This window comes from Glaciecola sp. 33A, from assembly GCF_002836745.1.
Taxonomy (GTDB): Bacteria; Pseudomonadota; Gammaproteobacteria; order Enterobacterales; family Alteromonadaceae; genus Glaciecola.
Map to the genome: position 1 here is coordinate 43,446 of NZ_PJAR01000026.1, position 16,621 is coordinate 60,066.

General features: G+C 40.4%; 13 protein-coding genes. 11 read left to right on the top strand and 2 right to left on the bottom strand.

The features are described from left to right. The first annotated feature begins 7 nt into the window (after window positions 1-7). From dmpH to CXF81_RS03575, 4 genes are all read left to right on the top strand, one after another. Window positions 8-799: a 2-oxo-3-hexenedioate decarboxylase gene (gene dmpH / locus CXF81_RS03560; RefSeq protein ID WP_101180007.1), complete on the top strand. Its 792-nt coding sequence runs from the start codon at window positions 8-10 to the stop codon at window positions 797-799. 21 nt (window positions 800-820) lie between these two features. Continuing rightward, window positions 821-1,012 carry a 2-hydroxymuconate tautomerase gene (locus CXF81_RS03565; RefSeq protein WP_101180008.1) on the top strand — a complete coding sequence of 64 codons (192 nt, stop codon included), beginning with the start codon at window positions 821-823 and terminating at the stop codon, window positions 1,010-1,012. A 19-nt stretch (window positions 1,013-1,031) separates the two neighbouring features. After that, window positions 1,032-1,961, top strand: a complete 930-nt coding sequence (locus CXF81_RS03570) for a flavin reductase (RefSeq protein WP_101180009.1) — start codon at window positions 1,032-1,034, stop codon at window positions 1,959-1,961. A gap of 357 nt (window positions 1,962-2,318) precedes the next feature. Next, window positions 2,319-2,786, top strand: coding sequence for a hypothetical protein (locus CXF81_RS03575; protein WP_101180010.1), 468 nt, complete (start codon window positions 2,319-2,321; stop codon window positions 2,784-2,786). A 592-nt stretch (window positions 2,787-3,378) separates the two neighbouring features. Here the strand turns inward: CXF81_RS03575 and CXF81_RS03580 are convergent. After that, window positions 3,379-4,989, bottom strand: coding sequence for a GMC family oxidoreductase (locus CXF81_RS03580; RefSeq protein ID WP_101180011.1), 1,611 nt, complete (start codon window positions 4,987-4,989; stop codon window positions 3,379-3,381). A 455-nt stretch (window positions 4,990-5,444) separates the two neighbouring features. Between CXF81_RS03580 and CXF81_RS03585 the strand changes: the two genes are divergently transcribed. The 4 genes from CXF81_RS03585 (at window position 5,445) to CXF81_RS03600 (ending at window position 9,642) form a co-directional block, all read left to right on the top strand. Next, window positions 5,445-5,654 (top strand): hypothetical protein, encoded by a 210-nt coding sequence (locus CXF81_RS03585; RefSeq protein ID WP_101180012.1) that lies wholly within the window; start codon window positions 5,445-5,447, stop codon window positions 5,652-5,654. Between the two features lie 1,040 nt (window positions 5,655-6,694). Next, window positions 6,695-7,834: a tyramine oxidase subunit B gene (locus CXF81_RS03590; RefSeq protein WP_101180013.1), complete on the top strand. Its 1,140-nt coding sequence runs from the start codon at window positions 6,695-6,697 to the stop codon at window positions 7,832-7,834. A gap of 38 nt (window positions 7,835-7,872) precedes the next feature. Then, complete coding sequence (locus tag CXF81_RS03595; RefSeq protein ID WP_101180014.1) at window positions 7,873-8,298, top strand: RidA family protein; 426 nt, start codon at window positions 7,873-7,875, stop codon at window positions 8,296-8,298. A gap of 51 nt (window positions 8,299-8,349) precedes the next feature. Then, window positions 8,350-9,642 (top strand): FAD-binding oxidoreductase, encoded by a 1,293-nt coding sequence (locus CXF81_RS03600; protein ID WP_101180015.1) that lies wholly within the window; start codon window positions 8,350-8,352, stop codon window positions 9,640-9,642. A gap of 311 nt (window positions 9,643-9,953) precedes the next feature. Here the strand turns inward: CXF81_RS03600 and CXF81_RS03605 are convergent, their stop codons facing one another. Next, a complete protein-coding gene (locus tag CXF81_RS03605; RefSeq protein WP_101180016.1) occupies window positions 9,954-10,205 on the bottom strand; it encodes a hypothetical protein in 252 nt (83 codons plus the stop codon). Window positions 10,206-11,519: 1,314 nt separating this feature from the next. On the opposite strand from CXF81_RS03605, the gene CXF81_RS03615 reads away from it, so the two are divergent. The 3 genes from CXF81_RS03615 (at window position 11,520) to CXF81_RS03625 (ending at window position 16,555) form a co-directional block, all read left to right on the top strand. Beyond that, window positions 11,520-11,945: a cytochrome c gene (locus CXF81_RS03615; RefSeq protein WP_101180018.1), complete on the top strand. Its 426-nt coding sequence runs from the start codon at window positions 11,520-11,522 to the stop codon at window positions 11,943-11,945. Window positions 11,946-12,611: 666 nt separating this feature from the next. After that, entirely contained in the window at window positions 12,612-14,924 is a 2,313-nt protein-coding gene (locus CXF81_RS03620; RefSeq protein ID WP_101180019.1) for a TonB-dependent receptor, read from the top strand. Window positions 14,925-15,301: 377 nt separating this feature from the next. Next, complete coding sequence (locus CXF81_RS03625; RefSeq protein WP_101180020.1) at window positions 15,302-16,555, top strand: NRAMP family divalent metal transporter; 1,254 nt, start codon at window positions 15,302-15,304, stop codon at window positions 16,553-16,555. Window positions 16,556-16,621: the final 66 nt, after the last annotated feature.

A 16,621-nucleotide genomic window follows, 5' to 3' on the forward strand; every position in this document is an offset into this window, starting at 1 on the left:
TGTAGAAATGGGTAATTTAACGAAAGAGCAAGTCAACGAGCTTGCTGAACATTTGGAAAATGCAGAGTTACAAGCATATGAAGTAACCAAAATCACGGATGATTATCCTGATATGACGTATGAAGATGCGTTTGACATTCAATGGGAAATTAGACGTCGTAAAGAAGCCCGCGGTACAAAAATAGTCGGTATGAAAATGGGGCTGACATCGTGGGCCAAAATGAAACAAATGGGTGTTGAAAACCCATGTTACGGATTTCTAGCAGACTATTTCAGTGTGCCTGATGGCGGTGAAATAAGAATTGATGAATTAATTCACCCTAAAATTGAAGCTGAATTGGCTTTTGTGACTAAAAAAGCGCTAAAAGGACCCGGTGTTCATATTGCAGATGTGCTTGCGGCAACCGATTTTGTAATGCCCGCAATAGAGGTCATTGATTCACGATATAAAGATTTCAAATTTGATTTGAAAAGCGTAATTGCTGACAACAGCTCTTCTACTCGCTTTGTAACTGGAGGCCAAATGAAGCAAGCGTCGCAGTTAGATCTGAAAAATCTAGGTGTGGTAATGGAAATAAACGGCACTGTAGTTGAAGTCGGCGCAGGCGCTGCTGTATTAGGACACCCAGCCGCATCTGTAGCTATGTTAGCTAATATGCTTGGCGAACGCGGTGAAGAATTACCGGCGGGCTCTTTCGTCATGATCGGTGCTATCACAGCGGCTGTACCGGTTAAAAAAGGCGACAATTTTACCGTTCGTTATCAAGATTTAGGCACGTTGTCAGGCAAATTTGTTTAATAAAATAATAAGGAACACACCATGCCGATTATTAATGTAAATATGATGGAAGGGCGCACAGTAGAGCAAAAAGAAGCACTAATTAAAGCGGTTTCTGAAGCGGTAACAGTGTCTATAGGGGCACCGGAACAAAATATTCGTGTGTTAATTACCGAATATCCCAAAGCACACTGGGGTATTGGCACTTTGCCTGCTAACAAGGCAGGACGTTAAAAATTATTAGGACAATATTATGAAAAAGAATGCTGAATTTGATGTGAGAGATTTTAGAAATGCCTTAGGCCACTTTCCTACTGGTGTGACTGTTATCACAACACTCGACGATGATGGCGACCCTATAGGATGCACAGCAAGCAGTTTTAACAGTGTGTCTATGGATCCCGCTTTAATACTATGGAGCGTTGATAAAAACGCATACAGTGCAGAAATATTCGAAAACGCCGAATATTTTGCGGTTAACGTGTTAAGCGAATCTCAGGTTGCTACTTCGAACCGATTTGCAGGACGTGGAGAAGATAAATTTAAAGATGTGTCGTATATAGCTGGAACAGGCGGCGTGCCTTTACTAGAAGGTTGCGGCGCTCAATTTGAGTGTAAGACGTGGAACGTTTATGAGGGTGGCGACCATCTTATTATAGTGGGTGAAGTGATTAGTTATTCTCATAACCAATCTAAGACCCCCCTCGTTTTCTCACGTGGTAGCTATTCGATTGCGTCTCAGCATCCAAACTTAGATTCATATTCGAGTGTGAGTACGGGAAGCGAGTTTTTAAATGACTTTCTGTTGTATCAACTTAATTCAACCATCTCGCTTTATAGAAAAGAGCTTTATCCTGCGCTAATAGAAGGGTGTAATGTGACGCCTGAAGACTGGCGAATACTCACGTTGTTGGATAAATCATTGTCACTTCCTTTCGTGGATTTAAGTAAGTTAGTGATGCAACCTATTGAAGAATTGAAGCAATCTTTGGAAATGCTGAGCGAAGCGGGTGTAGTAAAATATAGCAACGATACCGTTACGTTAACGACGAAGGGTGGGGCTTTACAGTCAAAGCTCGTTACCATCGCGAAACATCATGAAAAAGGTTTACTGAGTAAGCTCTCAGAAGATGAAATTAGAACGCTTAAAAATGGTCTTAAAAGTATATCTGGTATTGAGTAAGCTATAGATCCAAGCTGATGTTTATTAGTAGTGTCAGCTTGGTTCGAAATTTAAATCTAAGCAAAATGGGTAAGCAATTAAATATTCCTTATCTTATGTAACCTGAAATATTAATACCGGCTTCACTTGCCGTGGCAATCAAGGACGTAACGACATCTCCGATAACCCCAACATGCAGGGTGTTGTGGAACATGGCGTTCTTCCTATTATGTTGATAACAACATAATAGGAATTATGTGCACTTCCCCGTTATGTTAAGTGCCCCTGTATTGCTCTCCTACAACCCTCAATAACCCTGCAATTTAGACTAAAAGCGCTCAACGTAATGGTTATTCTTTCACTAAGCAGGAGTGCCCCATGATTAATCAATACATCAATATCTCAGTATCTAGTACTTCCCTGAACATGAGCCTTGCACTGCGATGGGTTGATTTTACGAAATCAACGTCGAAATCAACGTCGAAAACACCAGTTGCTGAACGCTTTGAAACCTTGAGACCATTTTCGCGTTATTTAGTTATGCGCGGACATGACATGATTGCACTTCCTACTCGCTTTCTTGGAGCATGTCAGAAACGGTTGCCACTTTATATCTTTTATGACATCGAAATTGATGAATTAATGAATGGTGCGCTTGAACTTTGCCCTAAAGGTGGCTTGACATCCGTCACAGTTCAAGTTCTTTTTGGACTGCTTGTATCAACGGGTTTGCGACCCGGCGAAGCCGTTCGCTCACAAAATCAAGAAGTAAGATTGGACCTTGGCGAAATTGTTATCCAAAAAAGTAAAGGTTGGCGACACTGCTTAGTGCCGTTGTCTATATGAACAGTCAATGCATTGAAATCCTATGTCGTTTATCACGACAATATTAATGTAAAAGGTTCGGCGGTATCCTTTTTCAATTGAATAACGATCGTGCTCTTGACATGCGTACAGCGGCATACGCTTTTGGACGGATACAAAAAGTTGTAGGGCTGTCAATCAAATCTAATGGCCGCTATCCCACATTATATGATTTTAGATATACCTTTATTTGCCGCCGCGTCGTTGCCCAGTATCATACTGAAGTCGATATAGATTGTCGTATAGCAGGACTGTCACACTATGTTGGTCACAAAAAAGTCAGCGATACGTGCCTTCTTAAATTATGTCGCGGTAGAGGATCCTAGCCAAATAGCTAACACCAAAGAGTGTTAGCTATTCTGGAATCATGATGGTGGGCACATTTCACGTTTCGGAGTTGCGCAGCGGCTCAAATGTGCGGTAAATGGAGCAAAAGAAACTTACACATTATTAAAAGGAAGAAAAATCACTCCGCATTCGACTAGGCACGCAACCTCTGTACATTCACTACAATCGGGTATTGACTTAACGGTTTATCTGCATAGGCATGAAAATAAATATACGGCCAATTACCTTAAGAAAGTGAGTTGATAATAAGGTCAGCGCCACGTTCTCCAATCATCATAGCAACCGCATTAGTGTTACCACTTGGAATTTGTGGGCAAATAGATAAATCAATTACCCTCAGGTTTTTAGCACCGTGTACTCTAAGCTCAAGATCTGTTACCGAATCCTTGGGGTTGGTGCCCATTTTACATGTGCCGCCTGGGTGGTAAACTGTTTTGATGTTTTTTCGAACAAAACTCTCTAATCCTTTATAATCATCAATGGACACATTACAAGGTTCAACTACTTTCTTAATAATTCGCTTTAACGCCGGTTGTTCCATTGCTTTTAAAGCAGTTTGTACCGCACGTATTTGATTTTTTAAGTCATCGGGATGTGACAGTATTTTCGCATCAATTTCAACCAAATCTTCAGGATTTGTTGATTTCAAACGAACAGCGCCTCGTGATTTTGATCGTAGATGACCTACCTTTATCGAAACGCCATGTCCTTCAGCTGCTGGCTTTTCTCCGGGCGTATTATCAAAATTATCTAATAACGGTAAAAAATGAAACTGAACATCAGGGCGCCCAACATTTTCGCTGTCAATAAACGCACCCCCTTCTAGAATATTACTGGTCATTAAGCCCGATCTAAACCCTAGCCACTGAATCATGTGCTTTATAGCGGAGAAACCTTTGTCTTCGCCAAAAATACTGATGTCTTCTTTTGTTGTCGCATTTATTGACATGTGCATATGGTCGTGTAAATTCTCGCCTACAGGAAGATCAACAAGTATCTTAATACCCATTTCGTCAAGGTGTTTTTTAGGTCCTATGCCCGAGAGCATCAATACTTTCGGACTACCAAATGTGCCCGAAGAAACAATCACCTCTTTTCGTGCTTTAGCTCTGGTGAAATTTCCACCTTTGACCGAGAACTCAACACCACTAGCAACGTTATCATCCATCGTAACCTTGTGTACAAGCGTATCGGTTAACACCGTTAACTTTGGGCTTTTTATGACAGATTCTAAATACGTTTTTGATGAGCTAGCGCGAGCCCCATTTTTAGTTGTGGTCTGATAAAACCCTACACCTTCCTGAGAAGCACCATTAAAGTCGTTCGTATAAGTCAGACCCATTTGTTGACAGGCTCGAATGCAGGCAGATGTTAACGGGTGGCGATACCTATTTTCACTAACAGGAACGGCGCCCGTTTCACCATGAAACTTATCACCCATGCTTTCGTTTGCTTCGCCGCGTTTAAAGAAAGGCAAAACATCGTCGTAACTCCAACCATTGCAACCCCAATCGTTTTTCCAATCGTCATAGTCTTGTTTTTGACCACGCAAATAAATCATCCCGTTTACTGAGCTTCCTCCGCCAAGGACTTTACCTTGAGAAACAAGCATTTCACGATTTCCACATTCGGTTTGAGGCAATGTTTTGTATGCCCAAGATTTCTTTTGAAAAACCTGAAGAACGGTTGCCGGAATCTTATGGAACAAGCTACTGTCTTTCGGACCTGCTTCTAAAAGAAGAACTGTACCTGCATTTGCTTGGATAAGACGTGCAGCAACAGCGCATCCGGCTGATCCCGCACCTGCAATAATGAAATCAAACTCAGTATCTGTCATTTTTATTCCCCCACTTTTATAACATGTACAAGAACATTCGTATTCTGTATATATTACTTGTCATTGCATGCAAGCGTGCCGAGTAATATAGTATTAATATTTAATTAATTACGTAATAAATCATTTAAATATAATATACCTATAATTGGGTTTATTTGTCAAAGTTATTTCGTTTGGTGAATTTTTATATCAGTTATTAGGAATAATATCCAAAAACACTTAATTGACTAATTATGTGAAATATCATGTAAATTTAGGAGGAACTGTCACATTCACTATTGGATCTAGCAGATGAATACGTCGGTCAGAAAAAACAAATAAAAGGCGGTTGGTCACTATATAATTATTATCATAACTTGTTGTTATTTATAAGATATTACCATTCCTTAGTTATGCTCAAGAGACTGAAGAGAACGCGGGAACTTCAGAGAAAAAGAAATTAGGGGGTGAGCGTAATGATGGAGGTTATTGAGGTAACAGCAAAAAAAAGGGAAGAGAGTCTACAAGATGCACCTTTATCACTCGCCGCATTTTCTGGCGTTGGCCCTGAGGCAAGAGGCATTGACAATATTTCTGAAGCAGTCATTATTACACGTAACTTTAGCCATAATAATAATCCAGTTGTAGGTGGTTCTTCATCTGTCATTTCGCCCCCCTATTTTTAATTGAATTCGCTTATTAAATAAGCGGTTTATCTATTTTTTAAAAATATCTTGACACAGATCCCCAACTTCGATCTATTGCTCTCTTTTCAGAGGCCACATTAATGATGATGCATTAGGTCGATGCCTAGACACACTATATTACTATGGTGTATAGAAGTTGTATCAAGAGATAGGCGAAGCCGTGGTGACAGAGTTAGGCATAGAAACACATGCCTCACCTATGTTTAAAAAACGTTTGTAAGGGTAATCAGGTCTGTATTTACACGTTTAAATATCGACTCAAAATAAGCATTTTCCTTGCTGACCCTAGGGCGACTAAATGACGTTGCAATGCCTATTTGACATAACGTTTCCAGCATCAAAGAGCCTTTCATTGGTCGACCGTTATCCGAATGTAATAACAAGAGTTTGTACCGTATATTTTTACGTAAATGGGTACGCCGAATAAGTGTGGCGGCGTGAGCTGCCGACTCTTAAACATGTATTTCCCAGCCCACAATTTCTCAACTAAACACATCCAATATTAAATATAAGTGAAAGTAGAAACCCTTTGCAGGGCTTGGCAGCCATCTAATATCCTAACTCCACAACTCATTTGGCCCACTAGCACAATGCGCCGAGGATCATTCGTTCTCGACTTCCCCCCATATCTTATGAAAGTTTTGTAATAGATATATTACTAGGTGGCCGCATCTTCTTCAGCGCCGACTTTTTTCTTTCGGATGGATAATGTTGCATTGTTACTCCTCAGCCTCGCATTAACTTTAGAGGTTAAATTTTAAACACGAGAAGTAGTCTGACAGAGAGGGTGACCAATGTACGGCCTCTCGTTTGAGGGAGAATTACCATTTAATACGTTACATTCAACTAAATAACTCACTCGAATTTTAACATATGTCGCAAAAGTTCAATACATCGGACTATGAAGTGTTCTAATATTTTTAAAATCACGAGCAAGAATCGCTTTTTTTAAGCACTAAAAAGTTCGTTTAAACGCATCCGTTACAACAATATTTAAGAACCAAGTAATAGGTAAAACTATGTCAAATAACAATAAGATAGACTTCATTTATTTGTCTGAACAAGACATGATAAAAGCAGGCGTTACCGATATGCATCAGTGTATCGATACTATGGAAGAAATGTTTATTCTTTTGGAAAAAGGTGATTACCGCATGGCAGGTCCAAACAGCGATTCTCATGGAGCAATGATTACGTTCCCTGAAGTGTCACCTTTTCCTAAAATGCCAAAGCCTACCGCTGATAGACGTTTAATGGCGATGCCTGCTTATCTTGGAGGAAGCTTTCAAACCTGCGGTGTTAAGTGGTATGGCTCAAATGTAGCAAACCGCGAAAAAGGACTACCGCGCTCTATTTTAATGTTTACTTTGAGTGATCCAGACACTGCTGCGCCATTAGCCTATATGTCGGCTAATTTGCTGTCGGCCTACCGTACAGGTGCCATTCCTGGGGTAGGGGCGCGTTATCTTGCGCGCAAAGACTCTAAAGTAATAGGCCTGTTGGGGCCTGGTGTCATGGCCAAAACGTCGGTTGCCGCATTTATGGCAGTCTGCTCTAAAATTGATACGATACAAATTAAAGGTCGTGGGCAAAGAAGTCTGGATGATTTTACTAATTGGTTGGGCAAGACGTTTCCACAAATCTGTAATGTCCATATAGTCGACACCATTGAAGAGGTGGTTCGCGGTTCAGATATTGTTACTTATTGTAACTCTGGTGAAACGGGCGACGCTAACACTTATCCAATAGTGGAAAGGGCGTGGGTAAAACCAGGCGCATACTTGGCAATGCCTGCATCATGCCGCTTAGATGAGGGCATGGAACAAGCGGATATACGCAAAGTACTAGACAATACAGGCCTATATGAAGCGTGGCATGAAGAAGTGCCCAAGCCCGCGCACAATCATATTCCATTAATTGGGATACGGTTCATGGACATGGTAGATGAAAATCTACTGAGTTTGAGCAGTCTAGAAGACCTTGGTGAAATTGTAGCGGGTGCGACACTCGGTCGTCAAAATGATGAAGAAATTATTATGCTATCAGTGGGTGGCATGCCGGTCGAAGATGTAGCATGGGCAACCGTTGTATATAGAAATGCGCTTGAAAAAGGGATTGGCGTAAAGTTAAACCTTTGGGATGACCCCGCATTTTGTTAGGCGCGTTATTATCAATAGTCAACACGAGGTAACATACAGTGACTCAACTATTAAAATTAAAAACAGGTTCTAAGTTTGAAGAGATTGGCAGCTATTCGAGAGCGGTAGCGGTTGATAACTGGATTTATGTTTCTAACACGGCAGGCCGTAATCCAGACACCGGTGAAATTCCAGAAGACGCATTAGAGCAAACCGAACAAGTGTTTAGAAATTGTGAAAAGGCGCTAGCGGCAGTAGATTCCTCGTTGTCAGACGTAATAGTGTCTCGTGTTTTTATACAATCACCAGATGATGTGCATGCGGTTATGACTTTTGTTGGGCACAAGTTTAAGGGCATTGACCCTGCGAGCACAGTTATCTGTCCGCCGCTTGGTTCAACGGTTTACAAAGTAGAAATTGAAGTCACGGCTTATCGTGGAGCGGCGCAAGCAAAAACAACATATATAAACACAACAAAAGCATAGAACGAGCTTGAAACGCTAAAGACATATCTTTGTAAATAGATTAGGAATGCTATGACTAAAACACTACAGTTAATCAACACCGAAAGCACACTACCTGCGGCCACAACAGTTGTTATCATTGGTGGTGGCATTGTGGGTGTGTCGGCAGCCTTAAGTTTAGCAGAGCGCAATATTCCTGTAGTACTGCTTGAAAAAGGGCATATTGCAGGTGAACAATCTTCACGAAACTTAGGCTGGATACGCAAAACTAGTCGTCACATTGATGATATTCCGTTGGCTATAGCGGCTGATCAACTTTGGGCTGACATGGCTAAACGAGTAGGCAAAGACGTCGGCTATAAGCAGACAGGCATAATGTTTTTAGCGCAAAATGAAGCACAGCTGGCAACGCATGAAGCATGGTTAGAATCGGTTAAATCATTATCATTGGGTTCAAAAATGCTCAGTGCTCAAGAAATAAATGAGTATGCACCGCGCGGGGCAGGCAGCTGGGCTGGGGGTGTTTATACCCCATCTGATGGAAAAGCGGAGCCTCATTTGGCTGCAACCGCTATTGCTAATGCAGCAATTAATAGAGGCGCTAAAATAATTCAAAATTGTGCGGTAAGGAGCGTAATTACCGCCGGTGGCAAAGTGAGTGGCGTAATGACCGAGCAAGGTGAAATTCGTTGTGAACAAGTGCTGCTTGCAGGGGGAGTATGGTCACGCCGCTTTTTAGGCAACTTAGGCATAAGTTATCCTACGCTGCCGCTAATTTGCTCGGCACTTCGCACAAAACCTCTCGACGGCCCAACAGATATAGCAATTGGCGGGCCTAACTTCTCATTTAGAAAACACGATGATGGTGGTTATATTATTACTCAGCGTGCTAGGCTAGAGGCTCCATTATCGTTAGACCATTTATTAGTGGGACACCGCTACCTGAAGCAGTTACGTACCCAAGGTGGTGCCTTAGATGTGTCTTTAAGTCGATACTTTTTGGATGATCTGGCTCTTAAGCGAAAGTGGAGAAATGATCAAATTTCACCATTTGAAAAAGTAAGAACGCTTAACCCCGATGCAAATCAAAGCATCGTTGACGAAGCATTGACCAACCTTCGGGAAGTATGGCCATTGTTTGAAGAGGTAGAAATAGCAGAAACATGGGCAGGTCTTATGGACATTACGCCCGACTCAAACCCTGTGATTGATAGAATAGATGCGGTAGACGGCTTAACAGTAGCTATTGGGTTCTCTGGGCATGGTTTTGGTACAGGCCCTGCCGCAGGAGCACTTGCTGCAGATCTTGTGACTAACGCTTCACCGCTCGTCAACCCTTCGGTGTATAGATTTGACCGATTTTAAGCTGTGTAGTTCGTTTAAATTGAAGAAGTGAATACTCAGGGCCTAAATTGTTATTGACTGAAATGCAAATGTTGCTAGCCTTGAAAATCTATAGGCACCATCCGAGACAGTCATTTTTATTTTTTACCAAACAGCATCATTAAGACCTTGCTAAAATTCACGAACGTGAGGAACATCAAATTTTGTTTTTGATAGCTGCGCTTCACTGACCCCACAATCGCGTCTAGCTCAATTACTCTATCTTTATCTATTAACATAGACGTTTTGCTTGGTGTAAAGTTTTTAATAAGGTCAAACGAGTAATCAATATCTTACTGAGTTAACACTGTACCATCATGAAGCGCTGCGGCAGTGCTTTTTGGCATCGTCTTTAGTGGCATGACGGCAAAGGTGTGATTGTGAGTGAGTTCAAAAGTATCAAGTCCAGTTGTGGCTGATAGAGCATGAATAACGCTGTTAATTAACCGCTTTCTACATAACCCTACGTGAATTTTTGCGCCTAATGCAAACCGAATATTAACAAGCGCTAAATACTGAGAAAACGTAGTTATTTGCTCAGGCATGGGTTGAGCAACTTTTAGCTGAGGCCATGGCCCATAAGTTTATCTTGGCGATCTTGGTAGAGACTATTTCACGAGGCTTGATTATCGCGCTGGCAAGTTTGGGAACGAAAATTTGAACAAGCATTTCATGCTTATGCTCAAGAGGTTTGAAGCGTTATAGCTTGCACTTCTGCTGCGTTTCCGGGAATCTTTAGTAGTAGGCGAGACGAGATGATAACTTTATTAGAGCGGACTAAATATTGAGGCGCACTAAAAGCAATGGCGTGCTATTTTTTAAAGGCACTCTGAATTATATTATCAAATCTAAACAATTTAGTGTCTCATTAGATGGGATTTTGAAGGGGTCGCAAAACACTAGAGCTGCAGAAGTTAAAAAAACTCAAGCCGAACAATCCCAAGAGGATGGGCGCAATGCGTAATTAATTTTCAGTATGACCAAAAATCTTTATTATTGAGTGACGGTCTTGCATGGTGTGGTTCTGATTACGCGGCTACTGTGGATGAAGCTGCGTTTAAAAATTCAGAACATTAGACGATTAAAAGAATATTAACGTTGCAGAAATGTCTGCAACCTCGATGCACATAATGGTGAAACCTTTTTGACCAAGGGTTTATAAAATAGGCCCTAGGAATATCAAAAAGCTGATTCTGATAACAGCACAGTGCGCATCAATATATTTGTTCATTTAATGGACGAGGGGCCGCAGCCAGAGTTATAAACGATGAAGTGAAGTTACCCTAAGACATTATCAGCCACTTCTTTTTCAGCTGCGTTGGTTACAGCCGAAGCGTTATTAAGCAACATATCTTGCGGCGCGTTGCCGCCCAACCATATATTTTTACTAGCAAACCATAATGCCGTTTTGATTTTTTATCATGAAAGCATTTTAGTACGCTTGAAACTATCTGTAGAGGTTTGCCATCGTCCCCGAAAATATATTTTGGGAATAGATCTTTATTACCATTGGTAATAGCAAAAATCCTCTTACTTTTTTACCACCGGTTAGGCAGGGCTGAGGCATTTATATTCGTTGAACCAGCACGTCTACTGACTTCCTCTGCGGTAAGCCAAGTGGCTGCTTCTAATAATTTATCACGCAAATGACTAGGATCAGAAAACACAAGGTTGATAAAGTGTTTTTACTATTCCTTTTTCCCTGTGTCTTCCGACTGGTCTCTTTCACGTTTACTTCGTTGCCCGATTTGTAGCTGAACACGATATTTAGAATATGTTGGTCGCGTATGATGCAGCATGCAGAAATGCAAAACGATTTAGGCTAAAATTTGCTGATTGATACATAGTTTAACATCGCTATGTCATTGTCAGCCTTACCTAGCATACTTTGTCTTCTAAGAGGTACTCGATTAATTTCGTGTTGGCCCTATCGAAGGGCGTATTCAGCGGCGCTGAAAAAACATCTCTCAGTAAAGCGTACTTTAAATCAACCACCACAAGTTGTTTCGTTAGCAGCAGTGGCTCATAGTCGCGTTTTATATCAACAATTTTGTTTTAACTGTCACGGCGACACAGCTGTTTCAGGAGCTGTTCTACCTGACCTCCGTTACAGTCCTTTCAATTTATATACAGGTGCTTGGCATCAGGTTGTGATCGATGGTGTTTTATCTTCTAAGGGAATGGTGTCATTTAAGCCGGTGTTTAGTGAAAATGATTCCGAAGATATAAGAAGTTATGTCATAAAAAGAGAACATGATAAATTAGTTAAAATTGGTAGCAATTAAGAGGATTCATATGGCCGCTGATAGGCCGAATTGTATTTCACAATTCAGCCATTATTGATTCTTTAATAACGTCATTAGACATGTTTCCGAATTTTCCATAACGAATAAAGAATCAGATTTCCTGCTGTCGGCAGCGCATTTTTTTGTGTGCTTTATCAATAAAATCGATGTTAGTATTTTTAGTTTATAGTCCCAGTAAAGATGAAAACCCAGCTAGATTTAAAAAACATTTTGCAATGTTCAATTGAGAACGCGTAAACGCTTCATCTAAAAATCAGTCTATAGACTGTCAACAAATCTTTGGAAGTTTTGGTTACTTTAATAATCGCTTTTTCACCGCTATTAGTTAATTTGACAGTTTATATTTTCGGCAACCATTAAACAGATAATGCTGGAATCCAAAATTTTTTGCAGCTGGTTTGGACTCATTTGGTCTACCAGTACTTCTTCATTTATTTCCATATTATATCTGACGGTGATTAGACACCTTCATTACCTTTTTGAATATTTTATAAATGTAATGAAATGAATTTAAAAAGCTCTGTTGTTCAAAAATATAGCAAAGTATTAGTGAAATATTACTTGACAGATAACGTAAAAAATCATACAAATTGTCTGGGAGCACCAGAAACATAATAAAAAAACATAATAAACGGAGCATAGAATATGAATAACAATGGTAAACCAAACATAATAAATCGAACCATATTTAATATGCGTTACACTGCAATAATAGCAGTAATGTCTGCTATTGCATTGGCACCTGTTCATGCTCAAGAAAGTACTTCAGATACTGCCAGTGCAGAAAAGAAATCTGGAATTGATGCGATGATGGAAAGAATACAAGTAACAGCAAGGAAAAGAGAGGAGAGTTTGCAAGAAGCTCCTTTGTCGGTGACCGCTTTTTCTGGAGATGGTCTCGAGGCCAGAGGAATTGAAAATATTTCAGAAGTGGGCAGCGTAACACCTAACCTTACTTATCAAAATAGTCCTGGCGCTGGAGGCTCATCATCTGTAGCGTCGGTGTACATTCGCGGTGTTGGTCAGCGTGACTTTTTAGGCACAATCGACAACGGTGTTGGCTTTTATATCGATGGTGTATACATTGCCAGAACTGTTGGTGCCCTTGTTGATTTACTTGATGTTGATCGTGTTGAAGTATTACGAGGTCCTCAAGGCACGTTATTTGGTCGAAATAGTGTAGGTGGAGCAGTTGCGATTTATAGCAAAAAACCAACAGATTCATTTGAGGGCTATATTGACGCCACGGTCGGTACTGATTCATTGGCTAAGCTCAAGGTATCTGTAAATGGTGCTCTTAGCGATACTTTATTTGGTAACTTCTCTGCTCTAACCGCAACCCAAGATGGTTATGTCAAGCGCCCTGCTGGAGGTGATTTAGGTGATGATGACAAGGTGGCTTTGCGGGGTTCACTTCTGTGGGAAGCGTCCGATGACGTAGAAGTAATGCTAACGCTTGACCACAGTACCGAAAATGAGAATGGCCCAGCATTTCAATTGACTGACTCAGGTACGATGGTTGCTGGATCGTTTGCCGGATTTTATGACAATGTATTACAAGGCGCAACATGCGGTTTCCCGGGTGGTTTTACTTCTACTGATCCTATTTGTTACAACAACCAATACGTGAGCGAAGGCGAGAATTTAGGCACTGCCCCTACATATTCTGATACTACCGCTTGGGGTTCTAATTTGCAGATTACTTGGGATATTCACGACAATTTGCAGTTAAAATCTATCACAGCTTACCGCGATTTAGACGCAGAGTTTGCTAAAGACTCTGATGGTTCACCGTTAACAATTGTGCATTTCTTTGATTCTTTTGAAGCGTCTCAGTTTACTCAAGAAATCCAACTCTTGGGCGCAACAAAAGATGAAAAATTGAATTGGGTTGCAGGGATATACTATTTTGATGAAAAAGGTAATAACCGAAATAATCTTAATTTTGCGATTGCTAACTTTGACAGTGATAATGATTTTACCACGACTAGTTCAGCCATTTATGCACAAGCTACCTATAGCGTTACTGAAAAATTAGACGCGACCGTAGGTCTGAGATATTCAGATGAAGAAAAAACGTTTGATCCAACTCAAGTAGTAATAAGCAGCAATATTGGTCTCACTCCAGGTACGCTTCTTCTGCCCCTTGGTTTAAATAAGGCAGATACCCAAGAAATAACTCCAATGATTAACGTTGCTTACGAAGCTAATGATGAGCTAATGGTATATGCATCTTATTCTGAAGGGTTTCGCTCAGGTGGGTTCGTGCAACGTATTTTTCCTGCTTTGCAAACTGTTCCTTCTTTTGGACCTGAATACGTTAAATCATACGAAACTGGTTTTAAATACGATAGCGGTGACAAACCTTTCACGGTAAATGGTGCTATTTATTCGATGGATTATACAGACATTCAAGTAAGAACACAGAATCCTGGTTTTGTCGGATTTTTTGAAGCAAATGTAGGTAGTGCAGAGATTTCAGGATTTGAGCTTGAATCCAAATTAGCATTTGCGGACTATTGGTTTATTGAAGCAGCTGTAGGATACACTGATGCTAAATATACCAATATCGACGTGGCACCACCATTAAGTGCAGTTGTTACCGTTGATAGCAAGTTTGACCACGTACCAGAATGGTCTGGAAATATCAGTTTGGCAAGAGACATTGAATTTGCAAACGGGTCATTCTTTACCGGCAGATTCAGTGCTAATTATCACACTGAATATTTTAATAATCCAGATAATTCTCTCGGTATAATTACGCCAGAAGTGACTCTTTTAGACTTAACCGCTCTATGGCGCTCACCTGACGAGACTTATGGTGTTGACTTTGGACTCAAGAATCTAACCGATGAACAATATATTACCGCAGGTTATGAGTCTAACGTTGGTATTACTGAAGTCATTAGAGAGCGAGGTCGTCAATGGTATGTTTCTTTTAGATATAGTTTCTACTAGGTAACCTAAGTTGTTAAGAGGGGCATTTGGTTATGTCGAATGCTTCTCTCAACTTTCCGCATTTTTAGCGTAAGCTAAATTGCTAACGAGTAGAAAAATATGAAAAAAAGTCATTTTATTCACTCTTTTTAGTATATTTTGGTCCATTTAAAGTCGTCTAAATTTACATTGTAGTCGTGCTAATTCGATTATTTTTGACGGTTTTAGACTTATTCAATATCATATTAATCTCTTTTTTCGCATTATTTGTCAGTGAACAATTGCAGGTTAGTCCCAACAGTTTGGTTGCTGATTTTCAGTGTCATACTGGCGAGTATAATGATGAAGCGGTTAATATTTAATTGGATTATTTAATAAAAACCAAAGAGAAAGTAAATATGAAAGGTAAATCAAGCTCGTTTTTTAGTGTGCTAGGACCGGGTATCTTATATGCCGCAGCCGCTGTAGGTGTTTCTCATTTAGTTCAGTCTACGCGAGCGGGAGCTGACTACGGATTGGGTCTCACTTTTATTATCATTTTGGCATGTTTGGTTAAATATCCAGCCCTGCGGTTTGGTGGTGAGTTTGCAGCAGCCACTGGGAAGAGTTTAATCACCAGCTACCGAAGTGCAGGGCGGTGCGTTTTCGGAATATACGCGCTGACAGCAATGTTTAGCATGGTCTTTGTGGTGGGTGCTATTGCACTTTTCACTTTGGGATTAGTTCAGGCTGCGTTTGGATTTTCAGTGGATCCAGTCTTAGGCGTTAGCATATTGTTATTTTTTTGTGCTTTATTTTTGTTTAGTGGTCATTACAGTTTATTGGAGAAATTCACTAAGTACGTTGTAGCATGCTTTAGTTTACTTATCTTCCTAACCGTTATATTGGTTGCAAGAACCATGGATTGGTCACTGTCACTCTTTACTATGCCATCGATTGACTCCACTGTCATACTCTATGTTGTTGCGCTAATCGGCTTTATGCCATCACCTACAGATGGGTCGGTGATGCAGTCTTTGTGGACGTGCGCTCGGGCTGAAGATACGGGTAAGTTGCCCACACCTAAAGAGGCTAGACTAGATTTTAATGTCGGTTATGTAATAAGTACATTACTTGCACTTTGTTTTTTGGTTTTGGGCACAGGGTTGATGAATAATACTGGTGTTGAAATTGAAGTTAGTAACTCGGGTTTTTCTAGACAGCTGATGGAATTATTTACTCAAACAATCGGTCCGTGGAGTTTTCCTCTTATCGCTACCATCGCAATTTTCGTAATGTTTTCAACATTATTAGCCGTTGTTGACGGGGTGACACGAATTTTAGTAGGAATTTTAGAAGTAGGTTATGGTCGCGCTGAAATAAAAAAAAGCTCCAAGCGTTTTTACAATACTTCAATAGTTATAATATGCGTAGCCGCTATTATCATACTAGCAACTATGCTCGAATCATTCGCTAAGTTCATTGATATCACTGCAGTAATCGTATTCGTTATCAGTCCAATAATAGCATATCTGAACCATCACGCTATGTGGAGTGACCAAGTACCGATCGATATGCAACCTAGTTTATTGATGAAGATTTGGAGCATTTGTGGAATATTTATATTAACAAGTTTCATGCTCATATATTTTTATTATCGGTTATTCGCGTAAGGGGATATTTTCAATATACGGAGCGTATTGATAATTAGAGTGACTTTTCCGCTTTGCTCGATATCA